Origin of the sequence: Kitasatospora sp. NPDC059973 (assembly GCF_042737525.1) — a bacterium.
Lineage (GTDB): Bacteria > Actinomycetota > Actinomycetes > Streptomycetales > Streptomycetaceae > Kitasatospora.
In genome coordinates this window covers 21935-45070 of sequence record NZ_JBHWUI010000047.1, presented here as the reverse complement: position 1 = coordinate 45070, position 23136 = coordinate 21935, and the positions used below count along the sequence as shown (strand labels likewise).

Sequence of the window (23136 nt, the reverse complement as noted above, 5' to 3'; positions counted from 1 at the left end):
GCTCGGTCCCCGAGCGGGTCCGGTCCGGCGTGCGCACACCTGAGTGCCCAGACCGAGGAGTTCCAGGCCATGTCGTCCCTCCGCCTCACCGCGCTCGACGCGCTGCACCGCGCCCTCGGCGCGACCATGACCGACTTCGCCGGCTGGGACATGCCGCTGCGTTACGGCAGCGAGCGCGAGGAGCACCTCGCCGTCCGCACCAAGGCCGGTCTGTTCGACCTCTCCCACATGGGCGAGATCACCGTGACCGGCCCGCAGGCCGGCGCGATGCTGGACCACGCGCTGGTCGGCTTCGTCTCCGCGCTCGGCGAGCTGCGGGCCCGCTACACCATGATCTGCGCCGAGGACGGCGGCATCCTGGACGACCTGATCGTCTACCGCCTGCGCGAGGACGCCTTCCTGGTCGTCGCCAACGCCTCCAACGCCCAGCTGGTGCTGGACGAGCTGATCGCCCGCGCCAAGGGCTACGACGCCGTCGTCACCGACGACCGCGACACCTACTCGCTGATCGCCGTCCAGGGCCCGGAGTCCACCGCGATCCTGGCCGACACCACCGAGGCCGACCTGCCCGGCCTGAAGTACTACGCGATCCTCCCGGCCCAGGTGGCCGGCCGCGACGTGCTGCTCGCCCGCACCGGCTACACCGGCGAGGACGGCTTCGAGATCTTCTGCAACCCGGGCGACGCCGCGCACATCTGGACGGCGCTGACCGAGGCCGGCACCGGCCGCGGCCTCGTCCCCTGCGGCCTCTCCTGCCGCGACACGCTGCGCCTGGAGGCCGGCATGCCGCTCTACGGGCACGAGCTCTCCACCGACCTGACCCCCTTCGACGCCGGCCTCGGCCGGGTGGTCCGCTTCGACAAGACCACCAACGAGGGCGCGTTCGTCGGCCGCAAGGCCCTGGAGCAGGCCGCCGCCGCGGCCGAGGCCAACCCGCCGCGGGTGCTGGTCGGCCTGGTCTCCGAGGGCAAGCGCGTGCCGCGCGCCGAGTACACCGTGGTGACCGCCGACGGCGAGCCGATCGGCCGGATCACCTCGGGCGCGCCCTCCCCCACGCTGGGCAAGCCGATCGCGATCGCCTACGTGGACGCGGCGCACGCCGCCCCGGGCACCACCGTCGCGGTGGACGTGCGCGGCAAGCACGAGCCGGTGCAGGTCGTGGCGCTGCCGTTCTACAAGCGCGCCCGCTGACGCCCGTCGGGCGCGCCCGCCGAGGCCTCGCGAGCGCGCCCGCCCGGGCCTGACCACCCCGAAGATCCACGTCGAAGCCGTCCGTCCGGCGGCCCGCTTCGTCGTACCCGCTTCCCATCCTGGAGAATGACGCCATGAGCAACCCCCAGCACCTGCAGTACACCAAGGAGCACGAGTGGCTGACCGCCGTCGAGGACGGTGTCTCCACGGTCGGCATCACCGCCCACGCCGCCGACGCGCTCGGTGACATCGTCTACGTGCAGCTGCCCGAGGTCGGCGAGACCGTGACCGCCGGTGAGACCTGCGGCGAGCTGGAGTCCACCAAGTCGGTCAGCGACCTGTACTCGCCGGTCACCGGCGAGATCACCGAGGTCAACCAGGACGTCCTGGACGACAACTCCCTGGTCAACAGCGCCCCGTTCGAGGGCGGCTGGCTGTTCAAGGTGCGCGTCGAGTCGACCGACGAGCTGCTCAACGCCGACGAGTACAACGCCCTGACCAACCCGGCCTGAGCCGGCCGTTCGGGGTGGCCGCAGTGCGGCGGCCGCCCCGGCCACCGGGCCTCCTCCGCCCTCCGGTCGCCCGCCGCCACCCTTCCGTGGGGCGTGCCAGGCGCGGCACCTCCTTCTCTCCTCCCTGGGAAGACCACACCATGACGGTTCTCAACCAGTCCCTGCACTCGCTCGACCCGGAGATCGCCGCCGCGGTCGACGCCGAGCTGCACCGCCAGCAGACCACCCTGGAAATGATCGCCTCCGAGAACTTCGCCCCGGTGGCGGTCATGGAGGCCCAGGGTTCGGTGCTGACCAACAAGTACGCCGAGGGCTACCCGGGCCGCCGCTACTACGGTGGCTGCGAGCACGTCGACGTGGTCGAGCAGATCGCGATCGACCGGATCAAGGCCCTGTTCGGCGCCGAGCACGCCAACGTCCAGCCGCACTCCGGCGCGCAGGCCAACGCCGCCGCGATGTTCGCGCTGATCCAGCCGGGCGACACCATCCTGGGTCTGAGCCTGGCCCACGGCGGTCACCTGACCCACGGCATGAAGATCAACTTCTCCGGCAAGCTCTACAACGTCGCCGCGTACCACGTGGACGACAAGACCGGCCAGGTCGACATGGCCGAGGTCGAGCGCCTCGCCAAGGAGCACCAGCCGAAGCTGATCATCGCCGGCTGGTCCGCCTACCCCCGTCAGCTGGACTTCGCCGCGTTCCGCCGGATCGCCGACGAGGTCGGCGCCCTGCTGATGGTCGACATGGCGCACTTCGCCGGTCTGGTCGCCGCGGGCCTGCACCCCAACCCGGTGCCGTACGCGGACGTGGTCACCACCACCACGCACAAGACCCTGGGCGGCCCGCGCGGCGGCGTCATCCTCTCCAAGGCCGAGTGGGCCAAGAAGATCAACTCCGCGGTCTTCCCCGGCCAGCAGGGCGGCCCGCTGGAGCACGTGATCGCCGGCAAGGCCGTCGCCTTCAAGGTCGCCGCCTCCGAGGAGTTCAAGGAGCGCCAGCAGCGCACCCTGGACGGTGCCCGGATCCTGGCCGAACGCCTGCTGCAGGCCGACGTCGCCGAGGCCGGCGCCTCGGTGCTGTCCGGCGGCACCGACGTCCACCTGGTCCTGGTCGACCTGCGCAACAGCCAGCTCGACGGCCAGCAGGCCGAGGACCGGCTGCACGAGGTCGGCATCACGGTCAACCGCAACGCCATCCCGAACGACCCGCGCCCGCCGATGGTCACCTCCGGCCTGCGGATCGGCACCCCGGCCCTGGCCACCCGCGGCTTCCAGGCCGAGGACTTCCGCGAGGTCGCCGACATCATCGCCGAGGCGCTGAAGCCCGCCTTCGACGAGACCGTCGCCACCGCGCTGAAGGCCCGGGTCACCGCCCTCGCCGAGAAGTACCCGCTCTACCCGAACCTGTAGTTCGGACACGGGTGACCGGGCTCACCTCGCCTGGTCACCTGGGATTCCGGGGCACCGCGCACACTGGACAGTGCGCGCGGTGCCCCGTTCCGTGTCAGCACCCCGCCTGCAAGTCCTTCCACGAGACCAGACAAGGACGTCCTCCGTGGCCATCAGCGTCTTCGACCTCTTCTCCATCGGCATCGGCCCGTCGAGTTCCCACACCGTCGGCCCGATGCGCGCCGCCCGGATGTTCGCCCGCCGCCTGAAGTCCGAGGACCTGCTGACCGGGGTGGCGAGCGTCCGCGCCGAGCTCTTCGGCTCGCTGGGCGCCACCGGCCACGGCCACGGCACCCCGAAGGCCGTCCTGCTGGGCCTGGAGGGCAACTCCCCCCGCACGGTCGACGTCGACCAGGCCGACCGGGACGTCGAGCGGATCACCGCCGAGAAGCGGCTCGACCTGCTCGGCGCCCACCCGATCGACTTCGACCCCGGCACCCAGCTGATCCTGCACCGGCGCCGCTCGCTGCCGTACCACGCCAACGGGATGACCCTCTGGGCCTTCGACGCCGACGGCGGCCTGCTGCTGGAGAAGACCTACTACTCGGTCGGCGGCGGCTTCGTCGTCGACGAGGACGCGCTGGGCGCGGACCGCGTGAAGCCGGACGACACCGTGCTGAGGTACCCCTTCCGCACCGGCGACGAGCTGCTCCGCCTCAGCCGCGAGACCGGCCTGTCCATCTCCGGCCTGATGCTGGAGAACGAGAAGGCCTGGCGCAGCGAGGAGGAGATCCGGGCCGGGCTGCTGGAGATCTGGCGCGTCATGCAGGAGTGCGTGCGGGCCGGGATGTCGCGCGAGGGCATCCTCCCCGGCGGCCTCAAGGTGCGCCGCCGCGCCGCCTCGGGCGCCCGCGCCCTGCGCGCCGAGGGCATCGGCCCGGCCAACGCCATGGAGTGGGTGACCCTCTACGCGATGGCCGTCAACGAGGAGAACGCCTCCGGCCGCCGGGTCGTCACCGCGCCCACCAACGGCGCGGCCGGGATCATCCCCGCCGTGCTGCACTACTACCTGAACTTCATCCCGGGCGCGGACGAGGACGGCATCGTCCGCTTCCTGCTCGCGGCCGGTGCGATCGGCATGCTCTTCAAGGAGAACGCCTCGATCTCCGGCGCCGAGGTCGGCTGCCAGGGCGAGGTCGGCTCCGCCTGCTCGATGGCGGCCGGCGGCCTCGCCGAGGTCCTCGGCGGCTCCCCCGAGCAGGTCGAGAACGCCGCCGAGATCGGCATCGAGCACAACCTGGGCCTCACCTGCGACCCGGTCGGCGGCCTGGTCCAGATCCCCTGCATCGAGCGCAACGGCATGGCCTCGGTCAAGGCCGTCACCGCCGCCCGGATGGCCCTGCGTGGCGACGGCCGCCACCACGTCTCCCTCGACAAGGCGATCAAGACCATGAAGGAGACCGGCGCCGACATGAAGATCAAGTACAAGGAGACCTCGCGCGGCGGCCTCGCCGTCAACGTCATCGAGTGCTAGGCAAGTGTGCTGACCTGCATGATTTCTCCGTCAGAGCTGCCAGGCCCTTCTCCGCGCACACGGCCCGACGTGCCTGAAAGGCCCCTCGGACAGCTCTGAACCTCCCTGAGGACTCCCTGGCGAATCCCTGGTCCGCACCATGCCGACCAGGGATTTCCGGTCTCGCGGCGGACGGAGCCGGCGCCTGGCGTACCGCGGCCTCCCAATCTCCCCGGCAGGCCTCCTTCCGCGCACCGGGTCGGGGCGGCGGTCAGCGGCGCAGGGTGAGGGGCAGCGCCTCCAAGCCGCGCAGCATCATCGTGTTGCGCCAGCGCAGGTCGCGCTCCTGGCAGGCCAGGGTCGTTCCGGGGAAGCGGGCGAGGAGCGCGGTGAGCGCGATCTCGGTCTCCAGCTTGCCGAGCAGGGCCCCTAGGCAGCGGTGGATGCCACCGCCGAAGGCGAGATGGCCGGCGTCCCGGCGGTCGAGGATGAGGCGGTCGGGGTCCTGGAAGCGCGCCGGGTCGCGGTTGGCCGCGCCGAGGGACAGCAGCACGAACTCGTCCTGCGGGATCTCCACCCCGCCGACGTCCACCGGCTCGGTGGTGAAGCGGGTGGTGGCCATGCAGATGGGGGAGTCGTAGCGCAGGAACTCCTCGACGGCCCCGGGCATCCGGGTGAGATCGGCGCGCAGCCAGGCGGCCTGGCCGGGATCGCGCAGCAGCGCGAGGCAGGAGGTGCCCAGCAGGTTCACGGTGGTCTCATGCCCGCCGATCAGCAGCAGGGCGACCATGCCCACGATCTCGTCGTCCGTCAGCTCCCCGCGCTCGCGGGCTTCCAGCAGCTCGGTGAGCAGATCGGCGGGACGGTCATTGCGGCGGATCCGCCGGTCGGCGATGGCCAGGACGTACGAGCCCATCTCCTGGACGGCTTGTTGGAACGCCGCGTGGTCGCCCTCCTGGGTGACGATGGCGGTCGACCACTTCCGGTAGAGGTCGCGGTCCTCGGGCGGGAAGCCGAGCAGTTCGCAGACGACGAGGATCGGCAGCGGGAAGGCGAAGTCCCGTACCAGGTCCACCGTGGCGGTGGTGGTGGTGCGGGTCGAGTGGCGCGCGGCTGCCGCGGCCAGCCCGTCGAGGAGTTCGAGGGTGATGCGCTCGACCATCGGCCGCATCGCCTCGACGCGCTTGCGGCTGAACGCCGCCTGGACCACGCGGCGGAGGCGGGTGTGGTCGGGCGGATCGCTGCTGAGCATATGGGTGATCTCGGTGCCCAGGTTGACGCCCTCGACCCGGCTGTCGGCCAGGGCCTGGGCGCGCCGCACATCCTGCGCGAAGCGGGGGTCGGAGAGCGCGGCCCGGACATCGTCGTAACGCGGGATGATCCACAGCCGCAGGCCGCCGTCGCTGTGCAGCACGGAGACCGGGGCCGATTGCCGCATCCTGGCCAGGGTCGGGTACGGGTCGCTGAGGAACGTCGGCGGGTTCTGGCGCGGTGCTGTCGTCTCGGGCTTGTCCGGCTGATGCTTGTCCGGCTGGTGCTTGTCCGGCCGGTGCTTCTCCGGCTGGGGACCGTTCGTCCGGGGTGCTGCCGTCGCTGCCGTAGCTGTGGTCATGATGCTCTCCTGTCCTCACCGGCACGGCCGGCGCCGCGGCGGGGTGCCGGGCATGGCACACCGCTACGGCGCTGCCCGGGCTCACTGCGGAGGCGACTACTTCTCCGCGTTCTTCTCCGTGCGGGTGGTGGTGCAGGTCCGCGCCTGGCCGTTCGGCCGGACCGGGACCGCCTTGTCCAGGGTGAGCTGGTGGTCCGGCGGAATGATGATCCCGCGCTCCCGCTCGGTGGCGCTGATGGGGTCGACGCGCAGTCCGTGACGCTTCATGGGGTTGACCTTTCTTCGGTGTGGTGGTGGACGGGGTGGTGCGAGCCGGTCCGCCCGATGGTGCGGCGGTCGGCGGTTCTGGGGGAGGCGCGCAGCGTGTCGTCGGCGTAGCGCACCATGGCGGCCCAGGCGGCGGCGTGTCCGGCTGGGTCACGGCCCACGTCGTGTCCGCCGCCGAGCCATCGGACGCGGTGCGGGACGTCGCGGCGCCGCAGCGCGGCGAGATAGCGCTCGATCTGTTCCGGAGGGCACTTCTCGTCGTCCGCCGAGGCGGCGAGGAAGAGCGGGCCGCGTACGCGGCCCGCATAGGTCATCGGGCAGGCCGCGCGATAGCGGTGCGGCACCTGCTCGGGGGTGCCGCCGAAGAGGCGGTCGTCGACCTCCCGCAGCGCCGGCGTCGTCGCCCGGTACGCCGCCGTGTAGTCGGCCACCGGGGCGACGGCCAGCCCGACGTCCCACAGCCGGGGCTGGACGCCCATCGCCAGCAGCGTCAGATAGCCGCCCCAGGAGTAGCCGCACAGGCCGGTACGGCCCGGCTCCGAGACTCCCGCGTCGATGAGGTGGCCGCGCACCGCGGCGAGGTCTTCGAGCTGGGCGAGGCCGACCCGGTGGCCGAAGTCGTCCCGCCAGCGGGGGCCGTAGCCCGTCGAGCCGCGGTAGTTGGTGCGCACCACGGCGAATCCGGCCCGGACCAGGGCCTCGGTCCGGGCGTCATAGGCGTCCCGGTCGTGGGTGTGGGGTCCGCCGTGGACGAGGAAGACCGTCGGCCAGGGGCGGCGGCCCGCCCTGCGGCCGGGCGGGGTGGCCACGAAGCTGTGGATCTGCCCGTACGGCCGGCGCGTCCAGAGCTCGCGGCGCCTGGATCCGGTCGGTCCGCCGGGCGCCGTGCCGCGTGACGCCGTCGTGGAGCGGCCGGCGTGGCCGGAGCGGCCGGAGCGGCCGGGACGTTCCGGGGGTTCCGGGTGCTCCGCGCTTTCCGGGCTCTCCGGGCTCTCCGGGCTCTCCGGGTGGCAGATCAGTGGCCGGGGCGGTTCGCCGTCGCGGCTCCACAGGCAGTGGACTGTGCGGTCGGGTGCGCAGGAGAAGTCGATGATCGTGCCCTCGGGCGTGGGAAGCACCGTCGTCGTACCGCGGTCGAGGTCGGCGCGGAGCAGGCGGCTGCGTCCCGCCCGGTCCTGCTGGACCAGCGCCGTGCGGCCGGGCCCGTACCAGCAGGCGGTGATCTCCGTATCGAAGTCGAGGGCGGAGCCGGGACCGTGCGTACGGATCCCCTCGCCCTGCCGCCAGAAGGCCAAGGTGTAGCGGCCCGCGCGTTCGAGGACGAGCAGCAGTTCCGGCCGTGCGCTGGTGAGGTCCGGGCGGAAGCCCAGCGCCCACACCGCGCCGCCGTCGCCGTCCCCCGCTGGGCCGGGGATGGCGTCCACGAGAACGCCGGAGGCCGGTGACCACAGCCGGACCGCGGCCGGTCCGGCCGGGCACCCCGCGGTGGCCAGCAGTCCGCCGCCGGGGGCCAGGCCCACCACTGCCGCATAGCCGGGCTCCTCGGCCACCAGGCGGGCGCGCTCGCCCGGTCGGCCGAGGTAGTGCCGCGAGCGGTCCGCGACCCCGACGCCGACGGCGGCGAGGCCGCCGCGGGGGTCGAAGGCCAGGCCGTGCATCCGCCCGGCGGGTACGCCGTCGAGCGCCGGGCGCGGGTGCCCGCCCTCGAACGGCCCGCGAAGCCAGCGGCCTTGACCGCCGGGAGCGGCGTCGAACCACCACAGGCCGTGGCCGTCCGGCTCGATGGCGGCGGTCTCCACACCCAGTGGTGCGGTGGTCGCCTGGCGGCGCTGATCCGTCGTCAGGTCCCAGGCCACGATCTGCGGGAGACCGTCCACATACCGGGTCTCGACCGCTCGCCGTCCGTCGCGGGCGGCGAAGGTCGGGACGTGCACCGCCGTTCCGATACCGCCGCTCATCGCCGTCCCTCCCTTCGTCGGTGTCCGCTTCCGCCGCCGGTGGCCTTGGCTGTGGTGGGCTCCGACGGCCATCACACTGCCGGTCGGGCGGGCTGCGTGGCAGGGAAGAAGGCGCAGCGGCACCGACAGTGAGCTGCTGCCGGTCCTGCCCTGGCACCGGACGGCGGGCGGGCGACAGGGTGCGGGGGCGACCAGATGGCCCGGACCCACCGAGGAGAGAGGGGCGACCCGATGACGATCGCGGCGACCCGGCCCGACGCAGCCCCCGTCCCACCCGGCGGAGCGCCGAACGGCACAGCGGGTGGCAGGCCGAGCCGTGCGCTGACGGCGGTCTACGTCGCGGGTGCGGTGACGGCGTTGGGCACCCAGATGACCATGCTCGCGCTGCCCTGGCTGGTGCTGGAGACCACCGGCTCGGCCACCCGGGCGGGCCTGGTCTTCGCGGCCCAGGTGCTGCCCATGGCGCTGCTCGGCTTCGCGGGCGGAGAGGTCATCCAGCGCCTGGGCGCCCGCCGGACCATGGTCGTCTCCGATCTCGCCCGCGCTCCGGTGGTGGCGCTGATCCCGCTGCTGCAGACCCTGGGCGCGCTCAATCTGGCCGTCATCGTGGCGATCGTCACGGCGCTCGGGGCGCTGGCCGTTCCGTACCACGCGGCCCAGCGGGTGCTGGCCCTGGAACTGCTGAGCCCGCACGCCCGCTCTCTGGCCCGCGCGAACAGCGCGCTGGCAGGTGTGCAGAACGGCTCGGCGTTCGCCGGACCGGCGCTCGCGGGCGCGCTGATCCCGCTGGTGGGGACCACATCGGTGGTGTGGCTGGACGCGGCCTCGTTCGCCTTCTCCGGGTTGCTGCTGCTGCGCCGCGTCCCGGCAGGGCGTGGCGGGGCCGGAGGGTCCGCAGCCGGACCCCAAGGCCTGTGGGCGGGGGTGCGGCACCTGTGCGGCGACTGGTTCCTGAGCCGGGCGATGCTGTCCACCGTGGTGTTCGGGCTGATGCTGCGAACCCTGATGATCACCATGCCGGTGCTGGCGTTCGCCCGGTTCGAGGGGGACGCCAGGGTCGGCGGCCTGCTGGTCGCCGCTCATGGCGCCGGTGGCCTGGTGGGCTCGGTGGCCGCCTATGTGCTGGCGGCACGGGTGGCCCCCGTACGACTCGCCTGTACGGCCCTGGTCTGCGTCGCGCTGCCCCTGTGGACGCTCCTGGTGCCCGTGCCGGCCGGCGTGCTCGTCGTCGCCGTCGGCCTGTCAGCGGCCGCCGCGCCCCTGGCGAACGCGCCGCTGATGGGACTGCTCTCCGCCCGGCTGCCGGACGGCTTCGGGCCCAAGGTGTTGCAGGCCGTGGTCACGATCAGCGCCCTGGCCGGGCCGCTGGGCTTCCTGGCCGCGGGCGCCGTGCTGGACCGGGCCGGTGTCGCGGCGACCCTGTGGGGCGTCGCCGCGCTCGCGACGTTCGGCAGCGGCAATCTGATCCTGGCCCTGCGCCGCCTCCGGGCCACCGGGGCCCCGGACTGACCTGGCCTTCCGAGAAGACCGCGGTGGACGAGGGTCACGCGGTGGCGGGGTTCACCGGAAGTCCTCCTCGCGGTACTCCGCGTCCGAGCCCGCCGCCTCGCGCAGCTCGATGCGGCGGATCTGGCGGCCGCTGGCGATGACCGGCGACAAGCTCGCCTCCGCCTGGGCTCGAACGCCCGTCCCCCTGCCTCGCCCGCGACCTGATCGGCTCAGGCGTTTCGGCGGGCGGACTCGTTCTCCTGGGCCAGCCGGCGCAGGGCGAGCAGGGCGGGCTCCAGCAGGACGGTCAGGAGCAGGGCGCGTTCGGCCTGTTCGAGGGGGTCGTCGCTGGTCCGGAGCTGGTCGAGGTCGAGGACGGCGGTGCGCGCGGCGAGTTCCGCGTAGGGGAGCAGGGTGTGCCGGTCGACGGGTTCGCCGAGCGAGCGAAGGGTTTCCAGGGTCTCCCCCAGCACTGCCCGGGCCGGCGCGTACGGCGAGACCTCCCAGCCCAGCTCCGCGATCAGCGCGTCGACCTCCGCCGCGCCCGGGGCGGTGGCCGGCCGGGCCGCGTCCTCGTCGGCCGGCCGGGCGCCGACCGCCAGGCCGAGCACCTGGTGCTGCTCGCCGCCGTGCGCGGCGATCGCGCCCAGCACCTCCTTGGTGGCGCTCACACTGAGCCCCCGCACCCCGATCAGCGCCCGGACCAGCCGCAGCCTGCGCAGATGGGTCTCGTCGTACTCGGCCTGGGTCGCGGAGGTGGAGCGGCCGGGCGGCAGCAGGCCCTCCCGCAGGTAGTACTTGATCGTCGCGATCGGGACCTCGCTACGACGGCTCAACTCCGAGATGCGCACGGTGCTCCGCTTTCCCCTAGCTATTGGATACCTCTACTGTCTAACATAGATAGTGCCACTACCCAATAACGGAGGCGCATCAGCCATGCCCACGATTCCCTGGATCACCCCGCACCCGGCCACTCCCGGCACGCAGGCCGTCGTGATGGCCTCCCGGTTCGAGGTCCGCTCGCTCGCCGACGTCCCGCGCTTCTTCCTGAAGTCCTACGCCGTCTGGCGCCAGATCCAGTCCGCGCCCGGCGCCCTCGGCGCCTCGCTGATCGCCCGGCCGACCAAACGGACCTTCTACACGCTGTCGGCCTGGGAGAGCCAGCAGGCGCTCCAGGACTTCGCCCGCGCCGAGCCGCACCGCTCGATCATGACCGGCCTGCGCTCGACCATGCGGGAGTCCGTGTTCACCTACTGGCAGGCCCCGGTCGAGCAGCTCCCCGTCGGCTGGCCCGAGGCCCACCGCCGGCTGGCCGAGCAGCAGGCCACCCGACCGGCCGGCTGACCTGCGGGGCAGCCGAAGGGGGATGCAGCCGAAGGGGGCGCGGCCGGAGCTAGCGGAGGATCTGCGCCGGTACGTCGGTGGCGCGGGTGAAGACCGAGACGGGGTACTGGGTGTCGCAGTACTTGTTGCCCGTCGAGACGATGCCGATCACCACGCCGTCGACCACGAGCGGCCCGCCGGAGTCGCCCTTGCAGATGCTGTCGGCCGTCCCGGGCCGGGGGCTGCCGCAGACCTTCAGCCGCGGGGAGTCGCCGGGGCCGGTGTAGGGCTCGCAGCCGGACAGCGGCGAGAGCGTGAGCGCGGCCTTCTTCAGGTGGGTGCCCGGGCCGCCGTCGCCCGTCCGGCCGAAGCCGTAGACGGTCGCCGTGCGGCCGTACCGGTACAGCGCCTCGTCCCGGTTCGTCGCGACCCGGACGGTCCGCGCGTTCAGCGGCCGGTCCAGGGTGAGGACGGCCGAGTCGTGGTCCAGGGCGGAGGTGTACCGGGGGTCGACCGCGGCGCTCCGCACCCGCCGCACCTGCCCGCCGTGGCCGGTCAGGTCGGTCCGGCCGGCGATCACCCGGAGCGTGGTCGGGTCGTCGGCCTCGGCCACGCAGTGGCCGGCGGTGAGCACCTTGGTGGGGGCGATCAGGGCACCCGTGCACCACTGCTCGCCGCCGGCCGTCTCCAGGGCCACGACGAACGGGTTGGCGGCGGTGGTGGTGTCGGTGCCCCCGTGGACGGCGGCGGCCGGGGTGGCGGCGACGGCCACCAGGGCGGCGGAGGCCAGCAGGACGGTCAACGGGCGTCGGTACGGCTTGCGCATCGGGCGGGCTCGCATCTCTCTCGGGCGGATCGCTCAGGGCGGAGGTCGTCGGGACGAAGGTGGTCAGGCCGACGGGGCGAAGGTGGTCAGGCCGAAGGGGCGAAGGGGCAGAGGGTCGAAAGGGGCACCGGTGCTCGCGGTTCCGGTACCCACGATCGGGTCCCACCGCGGATCCCGGGCCGGCGGACCGGGCACCGGCGGCGGGCGGGCGGGCAGAAGCCCTGACGGGGGCGGCCGGCACGGCGCCCGGACCCGAAAGTGGCGCAGGGAGCCACCACGTTGACGCCCCGGCCGACGGGCGGGGGCCCGTCAGTGCCGCACGGCCCCCGGCCCGGTGAGCCGGCAGCGGCGGGGCACCGGACGGACCGGGCCGCCGCAGTTGCCCCCGGTGCGCGCCACCCGACCGGAACAGCGCCGGGCGCCACCGCCCGGCTCCGGCCGATCGGCCACCGGGCGGCCCCCGTCCGCACCGGCCCGGCGCGGGCCCGGCCGCCGGAGCAGCACCCGGAGGGCGCCCGCCCCGAGCAGGAGCAGCGCGCAGGTGATCAGGATTCGGTGGAGGTGGACGGACACGTGGCTGCTCTTCTCCGCTGAGGACTCGGTCGGTACGGGCGGGCCCCCTCGGCCGAAGGGCGGACCGCCGCTGCACCGCACAGTGGCCCGGAAGGCGTCCCGGCCACCAGACCCCCCGGGGAGTTCGGGACGCTGGAACGGCGACAGGTACCGTGATCTGCGGATTCGGTGCCGCCTGGAACGCCGGACCGGAACGAGGGGGGCGCCGGATGAGCGTGGAGACCGACGAGTTCGCGTCGATGCTGAGGGAGCTGAAGGACCGTTCGGGCCGCAGCTACGGCACGCTCGCCACCCGGCTGCACGTCAGCACGTCCACGCTGCACCGCTACTGCAACGGCGCCGCCGTCCCCAACGAGTACGCGCCGGTGGAGCGGTTCGCCCGGGTCTGCGGGGCGGGCGCGGACGAGCTCGTCGAACTGCACCGCCGCTGGATCCTGGCGGACGCGGCCCGGCGCCGGGAGCCCGCTCGCGAACCGGTCCGGCCGGAGCCCGCCGAGCCGCAGCCGACCCCTGTGGTCGCCGTGGCCCCTGAAGCCCCCGCCGCCCCGGCCCCGGCCCCGCTTCCGGCGACCGCCCCGGAGGCGACGCTGCCCCCCGTCGACGCGCTGCACTCCGCGCGCAGCCCCCAGGGCGACCCCGTCGACGGCGAGACCCGGCGCCGCAGGCTCCCGTACTCGCGGATCCTGCTGAGCGCGGCGGCCGTGGCCCTCGTCGCCGCCGCGATCCCGCTCCTCGTCCCGAGCGGGCACGGCGGCACCCCGGCGGCGGCTCCCCCGTCCCCGACCGCCGCCGGAGCCCCCTCCACCCCGGCGGCCCCGGCCCCGGTCGCCGGGCAGCCGTCCGCTCCGGCGTCCGACGCGACTACCGCCGCGACCCCCACCGCGACCCCCGCCGCGACGAGCGCGGCCACCCCGGCCCCGTTCCAGGTCACCGTCCTGACCGACAACTGGGGCAGCCCCTGCGGCCAGTGGTTCCTGAGCGCCAAGGCGCCGCGCTCGGTGCCCGCGCCCCCGAGCCCCAAGCGGACGGACAGCTGGGCGGCCGCCCAGGAGGCCGTCCCCGCCGGGCACCTGCGGCTGCAGGTGACGGCGCAGGGCGACTCCGCCGTCCCGGTCGTCCTGCACGCCCTCTACGTGCACGTGGTCAGCACCCGCCCGGCCCCGAAGTGGAACGCGTACATGATGGGCTCCGGCTGCGGCGGCAGCATCACCCCGGCGGCCTTCTCGGTCGACCTCGACGCGGCGGCCCCCCGGCCGGTGGCCGTCCCGGCCCAGGAGGGCGAGGTGAAGGCCAAGACCGTCTCGGACTTCCCCTACCGGGTCTCGGCCACCGACCCCCAGGTGCTGAACGTCGAGGCCGGGACCGCCGGGCAGGACGTCAGCTGGTACCTGGAGCTGGAGTGGAGCAGCGGCAGCAGCCACGGCACCCAGACCGTCAAGGACGCCAACGACAAGCCCTTCCGCACCATGGGCCTGAAGGGCGCGCCGGGCTACTTCTACCAGGACGACCGCACGGGCTGGACCCCCACCTCGACCGAGGACTGACCCCGGGGCGCGCCCCCACGCCGGGAAGGCCGGCCACCCGGAGCGGGTGGCCGGCCCTCCCGGCGGACGGGCGGGGCGTCAGGCGGCCAGCGTGGCCTCCTCCGCCTGGGCGTCGGCCGGCGCGGCCTTCTTGTCCCGCATGACCAGGGTGGCGAGCAGGGCCGCGGCGAGGACGCCGACCGCGCTGATCGTGAAGGTGGTCGACATCGAGGAGGTGAAGGCCTCCCGGGCGGAGTGGACCAGTCCGGCGTCCCCGCCGGCGGCGGCCAGGGCGTCGCCAATCGAGCGCTTGGCCTGCTCGGAGCTGTCGGCGGGCATCTCCCGGGCGAACCGGCTGGAGAGCAGGGAGCCGAGGATGGCGATGCCGAGCGCGCTGCCGGCCTGCTGGATGGTGTCGTTCAGGGCGGAGCCGACGCCCGCCTTCTCGGCGGGGATGGTGCCCATCAGGGCGCCGATGGCGGCCGGCATCGCCAGCCCGGCACCGAGGCCGAGCAGGCCGAGGGCGACGGCCGGGAGGGTGAACCCGGCGTCGGCGGAGACCGTGCTCAGGAGGCCGAAGGCGGCGGCCATGAGCAGCATGCCGACCAGGACGAGCAGGCGGTTGCCGATCTTCGCGGCGAGCCCGGCACCGGCGCCGTTGCCGATCAGCGCGGCCACGGCCAGCGGCACGAAGGCGAGGCCCGCCTTGACCGGGGAGTACCCGAGCACGAACTGCAGGTACTGGGTGAGGACGAGCAGCAGACCGCCGTTGCCGATCTGGACGAGGGTCAGCGAGAGCGAGCCGCCGCTGAAGTTGCGGTGCTTGAACAGGGCGAGCGGGACCATCGGCTCGGAGGTGACGTTCTCCCAGATCCCGAACCCCCCGAGGGCGACGACGGCGACGATCAGGGTGACGGCGGAGCGGCCGTCGAAGGCGCCGTGCTGCGGGATCTCGATGATCCACCAGATCATGGCGGTCATGCCGACGGCGGAGAGCACCGCGCCCAGCGGGTCGGCCTTCTGCCAGGGGCCCTTCGACTCCGGCATGAGGGTCAGGGCGGCGACGACGGCGAGGACGACGACCGGGACGTTGACGAAGAAGATCGAGTGCCAGGAGAAGTGGTCGATCAGGACGCCGCCGAGCACCGGGCTGCCGACCAGGCCGAGCATCGACACCGAGCCCCAGGCCGCCATCGCCTTGCCGCGCTCGTCCTCGTCGAAGACGGTGATCAGGATGGAGAGGGTGGACGGCATGATCAGCGCACCGCCGACACCCATCGCGACGCGGGCCGCGATGACCTCGCCGGGGCTGGTGCAGTAGGTCGCGGCCAGTGAGGCGGCGCCGAACAGCAGCAGGCCGATGATCATCACCTTGCGGCGGCCGAACCGGTCGCCGAGGCTGCCCGAGGTGAGCAGCAGCCCGGCGAAGACCAGGATGTAGGAGTCGAGGATCCACTGGGTGTCCTGGGCGCTCGCCCCGATGGACTCCGTCATCGACGGCACCGCCACCGTGAGCGCCATGCCGTCGATCACCAGGACCAGCGTGCTGAGGCAGAGCACGACGAGGATCCACCAACGACGTGGGTTGCGGGTTTCCATGGGTTGTCCCTCCGAGTTGCGCACGCTGTTCCTTCGCTGCGCACACTGTACGCATCGCGGAACAGTGTGCGCAACCCACTGCACCTGTACGCTGGATGCGCACGGCGTACGCAGGAAGATGTGAAGAGGAGAACCTCATGGCCACCAAGGCGAACCCGGCCCCGTCCGTCTGGGCACGGCAGCAGCGGGAGGCGGAGCAGCCGGCGCTCAACCGCGCCGCCATCGTCCGTGAGGCGATCGCCGTGCTGGACGCCGACGGCATCGACGCGCTCAGCATGCGCAAGCTCGGCGCCCGGCTGAACGCGGGCGCGACGTCCCTCTACCGGCATGTGGCCACCAAGGACGAGCTGATGGAGCTCGCGGTGGACGAGGTCTTCGGCGAGAGCACCGTCCCGCCCGCCGACAGCCCCGACTGGCGGGAGGCCGTCGCCGAGGCCGCCGAGTCCTTCCGCGCGACCGCGCTGCGGCACCCGTGGCTCGCCTCGGTCCTCGGCCAGGCGGGGCTCGCCTACCTCGGCCCCAACCTGAAGGCCTACTCCGAGCGCGTGGCCGCCCTGTTCGTCACCGCCGGGTTCCCCGAGCCGGAGCGCGCGATCGAGACCGTGATCACCTACGTGATCGGGATGAGCACGACGGAGACGGCCTGGCTGACCACCGTGGCCCGCTCCGGCCGGACCGAGGCCGACTTCATCGCCGACCTGATCCCCGCCGCCCAGCAGGCGGCGGCCGACACCGAGCACCTCTCGGCCGCGTACGCGGCGGCGATGGGCGCCGACCCGGTGGCCCTGCGCAACGAGAAGTTCACCTACGGCCTGAACGTCATCCTCGACGGCCTGGCCCTACGCCTCCCCGGCCCCCGGTAACCGCCGGTGCGGCTGGGCCGCCTGCGCCAAGGGCGTTCCGAGTCCCGTGCCACGCGGTAGCACAGGGTGGCACAGCGGGATTATGCTGAACTCATGTCAGTGCAGCCCGAGATCACTCAAAGAGATCTACGAAGTCGGTCGAAGGAGATCATGGACGCCGTTCAGGCAGGCCACTCCTTCACGGTCACACGTGACGGGCACCGGATCGGCGAGCTGATCCCGCTACGAAGGCGGCGACGATTCGTCCCACGGAGCGAGTTCACAGCCATGTCACGTAGCGCCCCGGACATCTCCCTGGATTCCTTCCGCGCCGACCAGGACGCCTTGGCCGACCAGCACACGGATGACCCCTATGGCCGGTGACATCCAACAAGGCATCCTGGACACCAACATCATGATCCTGCGCAAGTGGGTGGACCCGGACGAGCTACCCGCAGAGATGGCCATCACGGCGATCACGCTGGCCGAGCTCTCTTCGGGACCGCATGAGGTCCGCAGGAACGAGGAGCAGAACGACTACGACGAGCACGCCGAACGTGCCCGACGACTCGACGTGCTCCAACGTGCGGAGAACGAGTTCGACCCCATTCCGTTCGACACGGAGGCGGCCCGCATCTACGGCCGCGTCTGCGCTGCCGTCATCAGCAGCGGCCGCAAGCCTCGCCGACGCGTGGCGGATCTGATGATCGCCGCCATCGCCATTGCCGAGGGCCTTCCTCTGTTCACGACGAATCCCGACGACTTCAAGGGCCTCGACGGGCTACTGACCGTCGTCCCGGTCACCCGACCGCAGGTGCTGCACGACCGCTAGGCGGACCGTCACCTGAGCCACTGGCCGAGGGCCTTCAGCCGCCAGGAATGCCCTAGCGGCGTTCGAGAAGCTCGACCGACTACGGGGCGGGTGGTCAGGTGGCCGGGGTGGCTCGGGGGATCGGCGCCGGGGTCGGCGGGGTCTCGCCACCGTCGGCCTGGTGCGGCAGCGTGACGGTGGGCCGGTGGCGGAGGTCGGCGACCGTGGCCCGGAGGACGGCGATCAGGGCGAACAGCATCAGGACGCCGTGGGCCGGCATCGACAGGTACGGGTCCACGTCGCGGTTGATGAACTTGAGGTAGCTGCCGAACGAGGACAGCTGCACCAGCACCGGCAGGTACCAGAGCTGCCGGGGCAGTTGGAAGGCCACGATCACGCTGAGCACGTCGGCTATGTAGAAGTAGCGCTCGTGCATCGACGGCAGCAGGAAGGGCACCGCGATCGCGGAGGCGGTGGCCAGCAGCAGGATCCGGGTGTCCGTGAGCACCCGCCGCCCCGCCTGGCCGGCCGCGGCGGCCCCCGCCTGCCGCAGGGCCCACACCGCGAGCCCCACCAGCGCCAGGACCACCACCCCGGCGACCACGACGCCGATGCCCCGCGCGGTGTCCCGGGCGTCCTGCGGGACGGAGACGAACTGGTACACCGACGGCGCGTAGAGCGTGAGGTCCTTGTACGTGTCCGGCTGCCGGGTGTAGACGGTCAGCAGCTGCCACGGGTCCGCGCCGAGCAGGAAGGCGGGGATGTCGAGGGCCACGTACGCGGCCACGGCGGCGAACAGGCTCCGCCAGGGGATCCGGTTCGCCAGGACGAGCACCAGCAGGGCGGGGAACAGGAAGACGGCCTGGAGCTTGAACGCGAGCGCGATCCCGAAGAACGCGCACGCCCAGGTGGGCCGGTCCCGGAGCAGGTGGTAGACGCCGCCCACCAGGAAGGTCGTGAAGATCGCGTCGGCCTGGCCCCACCAGCCGCTGTTGGTGACGACCGTGGGCAGGAAGAGCACGACCACCGCGGCGCCGAGGGCGCGCCACGGCCGCTGCGGCCACCGCAGCTCCACGATGCGGAACACGTAGGACGCCAGGGCGAGGTCGAAGAGGATCGAGACCCACTTGATCCCGGCGAGCGCCGTCACCGGGAGGTAGGTGAGCGCGGCCATGAGGTAGAGGTACGGGACGTTGTAGTCCGAGAAGTCCGCATGGCTGAGAGCGTTGAAGCCGCCGTTCTCGGCGATGTACCGGTACCACGGACCGAGGAAGTAGTAGTAGTCCGACGACTCGCTGTCCAGCAGGAGGATCCTGACAGCCAGCGCGGCCAGCACCGCCGCTGCCGCGGCCAGCGCCAGGACGATCGGATCGACGCCGTCACGGCGCGACTCCTCGGTGGTGATGTCGGACATCGCACTCCGTTCGGTTGTCCACGGCGCCCCCGAAGCCGTGCACCGAAAATCATATATACAGACACAAGTGCGCTGAGCGAAGGGCTATCGGGGCACGAACCAGGGCAGGTCACAGCGCTGGAGTGACCGAAGTGAGGAAAGTGACGGGAGTCGCGGAAGGGGCCGGAGCAGGAAGTCGGGCCGGTCGACTTCCCACTACTCCGGCTTGAGCTCGAACCAGACGATCTTGCCCACCCGGCCCGGACCCCGGGGCCGGGCGCCCCAGGAGGCGGCGAGGGCCCCGACGAGTTCGAGCCCGCGACCGCCCTCGTCCTCGGGCCCGGCCTGACGGGGCTCGGGCAGGTCCGGATTGGCGTCGGCGACCTCGACCCGGAGCGCACCGCATTCCGTGACGGCGAACCGGACGCCGATGAGGCGGTCACGCGGGCCACGGGCGTGGCGGCAGGCGTTGGTGACCAGTTCGCTGAGGAGGAGCAGGGCGGTCTCGGTCGTCTCGTAGGGCACCCGCCAGGCGTAGGCCTGCCGGAGGAGCTGCACGCGGGCATGGCCGACACTGCGGGGGTGGCGAGGGAACATCCACTCGATGTCGACGGGCTGAGTGATCATCAGTGTCCTTGGTGAGACGAGTCCTTGGCGTCACCCACGGGGGCGGAATCGGCCATTTCACGCCCCAGGATTCGGTCTCTCCGCATAGCCTCAGAAGTGACGCCAGGGGTACATCGAACCGTGACTCGCTGGTTGACCATGAAGAATGGGGGTCCGGCGATGAGCGCACCCACGCAGCCGCCGATGGCGTGGAAGTACTGCGGGGATCAGATCAAGCGATGGCGCGCTCAAGCGGGCGTGACGAGAGAGCGGTTGAGCACCGCGGCCAGCTACGACATCGAGAGCGTTCGGTCGATGGAGGCGGGGCGACGGAAACCCTCGTTCAAACTGCTCGCAACAGCCGATGAGCTGTGCAACGCGCGAGGGATCCTCCTCGGGGCCTACGAGTTCTTGATTCCGGAACGACCACCCACGCGCACGGAGGCCTACCGCACCGTCGAGAACGAGGCCATCGCCCTGTACTCGTACGAACCGCTCTACATCCCGGGCCTCCTACAGACCGAGGAGTACGCGCGAGCCACTCTGAGCTACACGATCCCGCCAGTGGACGATCAGACCATCGAGGACCGTGTTGCCGCCCGACTGGAACGACAGGGCAAGCTCGCGCTCCGGCCGACCGTGCTGTTCAGCTTCGTGATCTACGAGGCAGCTCTCAACACCCTCATGGGCGGCAGCGGCACCATGAAGCGGCAGCTTCACCACCTGCTGGACGTAGGGCAGCTGCGCAACGTCCGCATCCAGATCCTGACCTTCGAGCACGGGCCCCCGTCATGCCTGTCCGGATCAATGATCCTCATGGAGACGGTCAATCATGAGCACTTCGCATATGTGGAGACGCACGAGACGAACGCGCTTCACTCCGATCCGAAAATCGTCAGCATGCTCACACAGCGGCAGGCGATGATCCGCGCGCAAGCCCTCAGCGTCGAGGATTCTGCAGAGTTCATCAGAAAGGCAGCGGAGCAGCTATGAGCGACACCAGCACCTGGTACCGGTCGAGTTACAGCGACTACGAGGGCGGCAACTGCGTCGAGGTCGCCTCCTCCAGCCTCACCGTCCACGTCCGGGACTCCAAGGACAAGGCCGGGCCCCAGCTCTCCTTCTCGCCCGCCGCCTGGGGGGACTTCCTCGTCTTCGCGGCCGAAGCTCAGGTGTCGGGGGTCGAGTGACTTCCTAGTGGAACGGGTGGGTGAACACCCCCCACCCACCCTCCCAACCACCGCCGTAGCCAGCCCGTATGACTAATCGTCACCGGTCGCCACGGGCTGCGCACGCCGTGTAGCGTGCGCACCAACGAATCAACCCCCGCCGGTGCACCAACACCGAACGGGGGTCTGACCGACACGATCGAAAGCAGTCGATCCTGTGGCTACCCACGACTTTAGCGCTGCCCTGCCCCCGATGGCGTCCCCCGGCTACGGAAAACGTTCCGCGCCCGGTCAAAATCCCCCTCGCGGCGACGACTTCGCGCAGCTGCCCGCCCGTGAGGCCTACCTGGCGCGGCTGGTCGACCGGCTGCCCGAGGGCGCCGCGATGGACACCAAGACCCTCGCCCGCGAGCAGCCGCACTACGGCCAGCAGGCCGTCCGCAGCGCGCTCAACCGGCTCCGTCGCCGGTCACCTGCGTCGTGTCCGCGAGCGGGTCGACGGCGACCGTACGCAGTGGGTGTTCCGCACCTACTTCTCCCGGACGCCCCGGGACGACGCCTGGTGGTCCCGCTTCCTGACCGTCGGCGACACGGACGACGGTGCCGCCACCGGCCCCGCGCAGGTTCACCCGGACGAGCGGCCCCACCCCCGCGTGAACCGGTCACCCGCCTACCGGGCCCTCGCCGCCCTCGGGCTCGCCGACCCCCGGCTCGCGCTCTCGGCGCGCGACTGCGACTCCCTCGAACCGCTCGCCGCCCAGTGGCTCGCGCGCGGGGCCGGTACGGCGTACCTCACCACCGCGCTGACCGCCGGGCTCCCGCCGGCCGTCCACAGCCCGGCCGCCTTCGTCCACCGCCGCCTGGCCGACAAGATGCCGCCCGAACGCACCGGCGAGCCGACGGCGCCGGTCACCCGCGTCGTGGAGTGCACCGACTGCCGCACCCCGAGCCGGCCGCAGGCCCTCCTCGGCGGCCTCTGCCGGGCCTGCCGGGCGGGCGCCTCCGACGCCCCGCCACCGCGGGCCCGGCTCTCGCCCCAGGCCGTGCACCGGCACGCCGCCCGGGTGCGCGCCTCGGTCCGCCCCAACCCGTCCGCACGGCAGCCGCATTGATCTCCCCTTCACCCCCTCCCCCCTAGACTGCCGACCGGCGCACGGGCCGAGGGGGTGGGCGTTGAACACACGGGAGTGGTCCTTCTACGAGGGCGCGGACGGTTCGACGCCCCTGGTCAAGGACCTGCAGAAGGCCCGGCTGGCCACCCACGAGCGGGCCCGGCTGTTCGTCCTGATGAACCGGGTCAAGGAGCGGCAGACCCTGCCGGGGGACGTCAAGGACCTCGGCAACGACCTCCTGGAGGTGCGGCTCACCGGCGATCACCGCACCTTCCGGCTGCTCTTCGCGGAGGAGGGCGAGGGCCTGGTCCTGCTCGCCCTGTCGTTCTTCCAGAAGAAGTCCCAGAAGACCCCGCCGAACGAGCGCGGCGCCGCGGAGCGGCGGCTCAGGGAGTGGCGGAACCGGCCGTCGGCGGGCTGAGTTCCCGGTTCTCGATATCGGCTTCGGGCGATAATGTTGAAGCACTCTGAGGGGAGGCGGCCATGGCACCCACGCTGCACGATCTACTCGACCTCGACCCGGACGATCCCCGCGTCGCCGCGAGCCTGGCCGACGCGCAGGCCTACGCCGAACTCGTGGAGACCCTGGTGGTGGCCCGCAAGAAGCGCGGTCTGACCCAGCGCGACGTGGCGGACCTGATGGGGACGTCGCAGTCGACGATCTCCGAGTTCGAGCGGGTGGGCGGCGACGCCCGCTACTCCACGCTCCAGCGGTACGCCCGCGCGGTCGACGCCCGGCTGTACAGCCTGGTCGACCACACCGCCGCGGATCTGGCCCCCGCCTGGAAGCCCGCGCCCGTCGAGGTGCAGGTCCGGGTGGCCGTCCGCGAGCGCGGGGCGCGGTCCCGGCCGACCGCCTGGGGCGACGACGCGCAGCGGTCGGTGACCGTCTGATGGCCGGTTCGCCCGCCCGCCGGGGGGTCCGGCGCTTCGCCACCCTCGACGAGCTCTCCGCCGCCACCGAGCTGGAGGACGTCACCTTTCTGGAGGTCTCCGGCCGGCGCCTCTTCGACCAGCAGGAGCCGCGCAGCGAGGCGGAGAACCGGACCACGCTCGCGGTCTGGCTCCGCGAGGGCGACGACGGGACCACCCTGGAGGTCCGCTGCCGGCTGGAACTGGGGAGCGCCCAGGCCGACTTCGTGGTGGACGCGGCGGCGGCCTTCTCGCTGGGGGCGCCGTTCGAGCTCCCCGCCGAACTGCAGCAGCTGTTCGTCGACCGGATCGGTGTGACGGTGCTCTACCCGTACCTGCGGGAGGCCCTCCAGGGCAGCGCCACCAAGCTCGGCGTCGACACCCCGCTGCTCTCGCTGCGCGGCCCGGGGCAGGGCGTCCGCTAGCGCTCGGACCGCCGGCCCCGACAAGGCCTCGTCACAGAGCCTCGTCCCAGGGCCTCGTCACAGGGTCTACACGGCTCGCTCATGAATAATCTC

General features: G+C 72.4%; 23 protein-coding genes and 1 pseudogene. 16 read left to right on the top strand and 8 right to left on the bottom strand.

What is annotated here, in order from left to right; all coding sequences use genetic code 11:
* Positions 1-69: 69 nt before the first annotated feature.
* From gcvT to ACFWA9_RS15650, 4 genes are all read left to right on the top strand, one after another.
* On the top strand, positions 70-1191 hold the full coding sequence (gcvT, locus tag ACFWA9_RS15665) for a glycine cleavage system aminomethyltransferase GcvT (RefSeq protein ID WP_329489691.1): 1122 nt from the start codon (positions 70-72) through the stop codon (positions 1189-1191).
* Positions 1192-1325: 134 nt separating this feature from the next.
* Positions 1326-1703, top strand: a complete 378-nt coding sequence (gcvH, locus tag ACFWA9_RS15660; RefSeq protein WP_380387460.1) for a glycine cleavage system protein GcvH — start codon at positions 1326-1328, stop codon at positions 1701-1703.
* Positions 1704-1843: 140 nt separating this feature from the next.
* Positions 1844-3112, top strand: a complete 1269-nt coding sequence (gene glyA / locus ACFWA9_RS15655) for a serine hydroxymethyltransferase (RefSeq protein WP_329489689.1) — start codon at positions 1844-1846, stop codon at positions 3110-3112.
* A gap of 145 nt (positions 3113-3257) precedes the next feature.
* Entirely contained in the window at positions 3258-4625 is a 1368-nt protein-coding gene (locus ACFWA9_RS15650) for an L-serine ammonia-lyase (protein ID WP_352289521.1), read from the top strand.
* Positions 4626-4875: 250 nt separating this feature from the next.
* Here ACFWA9_RS15650 and ACFWA9_RS15645 read toward each other — a convergent pair whose 3' ends face one another.
* The 3 genes from ACFWA9_RS15645 to ACFWA9_RS15635 form a co-directional block, all read right to left on the bottom strand.
* Positions 4876-6216 carry a cytochrome P450 gene (locus ACFWA9_RS15645; RefSeq protein ID WP_380387456.1) on the bottom strand — a complete coding sequence of 447 codons (1341 nt, stop codon included), beginning with the start codon at positions 6214-6216 and terminating at the stop codon, positions 4876-4878.
* 96 nt (positions 6217-6312) lie between these two features.
* A complete protein-coding gene (locus ACFWA9_RS15640; RefSeq protein ID WP_329489686.1) occupies positions 6313-6483 on the bottom strand; it encodes a hypothetical protein in 171 nt (56 codons plus the stop codon).
* The gene (locus ACFWA9_RS15635) at positions 6480-8441 is read right to left on the bottom strand and encodes an alpha/beta hydrolase family protein (protein ID WP_380387453.1); all 1962 of its coding nucleotides are present in this window, start codon (positions 8439-8441) and stop codon (positions 6480-6482) included. Before ACFWA9_RS15635 ends, ACFWA9_RS15640 begins: the two co-directional genes overlap by 4 nt.
* Before the next feature lie 231 nt (positions 8442-8672).
* Here ACFWA9_RS15635 and ACFWA9_RS15630 point away from each other — a divergent pair, with 231 nt between their 5' ends.
* A complete protein-coding gene (locus ACFWA9_RS15630; protein ID WP_380387450.1) occupies positions 8673-9950 on the top strand; it encodes an MFS transporter in 1278 nt (425 codons plus the stop codon).
* Between the two features lie 209 nt (positions 9951-10159).
* Here ACFWA9_RS15630 and ACFWA9_RS15625 read toward each other — a convergent pair whose 3' ends face one another.
* The gene (locus tag ACFWA9_RS15625; RefSeq protein WP_359835756.1) at positions 10160-10780 is read right to left on the bottom strand and encodes a MerR family transcriptional regulator; all 621 of its coding nucleotides are present in this window, start codon (positions 10778-10780) and stop codon (positions 10160-10162) included.
* Positions 10781-10865: 85 nt separating this feature from the next.
* Between ACFWA9_RS15625 and ACFWA9_RS15620 the strand changes: the two genes are divergently transcribed.
* On the top strand, positions 10866-11273 hold the full coding sequence (locus ACFWA9_RS15620) for a DUF3291 domain-containing protein (protein WP_380387447.1): 408 nt from the start codon (positions 10866-10868) through the stop codon (positions 11271-11273).
* 49 nt (positions 11274-11322) lie between these two features.
* Here the strand turns inward: ACFWA9_RS15620 and ACFWA9_RS15615 are convergent, their stop codons facing one another.
* The gene (locus ACFWA9_RS15615; protein WP_352289509.1) at positions 11323-12054 is read right to left on the bottom strand and encodes a trypsin-like serine protease; all 732 of its coding nucleotides are present in this window, start codon (positions 12052-12054) and stop codon (positions 11323-11325) included.
* A gap of 806 nt (positions 12055-12860) precedes the next feature.
* Between ACFWA9_RS15615 and ACFWA9_RS15610 the strand changes: the two genes are divergently transcribed.
* A complete protein-coding gene (locus tag ACFWA9_RS15610; protein WP_380387444.1) occupies positions 12861-14195 on the top strand; it encodes a helix-turn-helix domain-containing protein in 1335 nt (444 codons plus the stop codon).
* Positions 14196-14273: 78 nt separating this feature from the next.
* On the opposite strand, the gene ACFWA9_RS15605 is transcribed toward ACFWA9_RS15610, so the two are convergent.
* Positions 14274-15773, bottom strand: a complete 1500-nt coding sequence (locus ACFWA9_RS15605) for an MFS transporter (RefSeq protein ID WP_380387442.1) — start codon at positions 15771-15773, stop codon at positions 14274-14276.
* A gap of 137 nt (positions 15774-15910) precedes the next feature.
* Between ACFWA9_RS15605 and ACFWA9_RS15600 the strand changes: the two genes are divergently transcribed.
* The 3 genes from ACFWA9_RS15600 (at position 15911) to ACFWA9_RS15590 (ending at position 17447) form a co-directional block, all read left to right on the top strand.
* Positions 15911-16636: a TetR/AcrR family transcriptional regulator C-terminal domain-containing protein gene (locus ACFWA9_RS15600; RefSeq protein ID WP_352289497.1), complete on the top strand. Its 726-nt coding sequence runs from the start codon at positions 15911-15913 to the stop codon at positions 16634-16636.
* A gap of 93 nt (positions 16637-16729) precedes the next feature.
* Positions 16730-16999, top strand: a complete 270-nt coding sequence (locus ACFWA9_RS15595; RefSeq protein WP_380387439.1) for a type II toxin-antitoxin system Phd/YefM family antitoxin — start codon at positions 16730-16732, stop codon at positions 16997-16999.
* The gene (locus ACFWA9_RS15590; RefSeq protein ID WP_352289491.1) at positions 16989-17447 is read left to right on the top strand and encodes a type II toxin-antitoxin system VapC family toxin; all 459 of its coding nucleotides are present in this window, start codon (positions 16989-16991) and stop codon (positions 17445-17447) included. The genes ACFWA9_RS15595 and ACFWA9_RS15590 overlap by 11 nt, the downstream gene beginning before the upstream one ends.
* A gap of 94 nt (positions 17448-17541) precedes the next feature.
* On the opposite strand, the gene ACFWA9_RS15585 is transcribed toward ACFWA9_RS15590, so the two are convergent.
* Both ACFWA9_RS15585 and ACFWA9_RS15580 read right to left on the bottom strand, forming a co-directional pair.
* Entirely contained in the window at positions 17542-18840 is a 1299-nt protein-coding gene (locus tag ACFWA9_RS15585; RefSeq protein ID WP_380387436.1) for a glycosyltransferase 87 family protein, read from the bottom strand.
* A gap of 195 nt (positions 18841-19035) precedes the next feature.
* Positions 19036-19446, bottom strand: coding sequence for an ATP-binding protein (locus ACFWA9_RS15580; protein WP_380387433.1), 411 nt, complete (start codon positions 19444-19446; stop codon positions 19036-19038).
* A 159-nt stretch (positions 19447-19605) separates the two neighbouring features.
* Here ACFWA9_RS15580 and ACFWA9_RS15575 point away from each other — a divergent pair, with 159 nt between their 5' ends.
* The 6 genes and pseudogenes from ACFWA9_RS15575 to ACFWA9_RS15550 all read left to right on the top strand — a co-directional run bounded on the left by ACFWA9_RS15575 (position 19606) and on the right by ACFWA9_RS15550 (position 23043).
* Positions 19606-20418: a helix-turn-helix transcriptional regulator gene (locus ACFWA9_RS15575; RefSeq protein ID WP_380387430.1), complete on the top strand. Its 813-nt coding sequence runs from the start codon at positions 19606-19608 to the stop codon at positions 20416-20418.
* Positions 20415-20615, top strand: coding sequence for a DUF397 domain-containing protein (locus ACFWA9_RS15570; protein WP_352289479.1), 201 nt, complete (start codon positions 20415-20417; stop codon positions 20613-20615). Before ACFWA9_RS15575 ends, ACFWA9_RS15570 begins: the two co-directional genes overlap by 4 nt.
* A gap of 196 nt (positions 20616-20811) precedes the next feature.
* Positions 20812-21706, top strand: a pseudogene (locus ACFWA9_RS15565) (hypothetical protein).
* 61 nt (positions 21707-21767) lie between these two features.
* A complete protein-coding gene (locus ACFWA9_RS15560; RefSeq protein ID WP_359803073.1) occupies positions 21768-22127 on the top strand; it encodes a type II toxin-antitoxin system RelE/ParE family toxin in 360 nt (119 codons plus the stop codon).
* A 62-nt stretch (positions 22128-22189) separates the two neighbouring features.
* Positions 22190-22600, top strand: coding sequence for a helix-turn-helix transcriptional regulator (locus tag ACFWA9_RS15555; protein ID WP_352289470.1), 411 nt, complete (start codon positions 22190-22192; stop codon positions 22598-22600).
* Positions 22600-23043 carry a hypothetical protein gene (locus ACFWA9_RS15550; protein ID WP_352289468.1) on the top strand — a complete coding sequence of 148 codons (444 nt, stop codon included), beginning with the start codon at positions 22600-22602 and terminating at the stop codon, positions 23041-23043. The genes ACFWA9_RS15555 and ACFWA9_RS15550 overlap by 1 nt, the downstream gene beginning before the upstream one ends.
* Positions 23044-23136 lie beyond the last annotated feature (93 nt).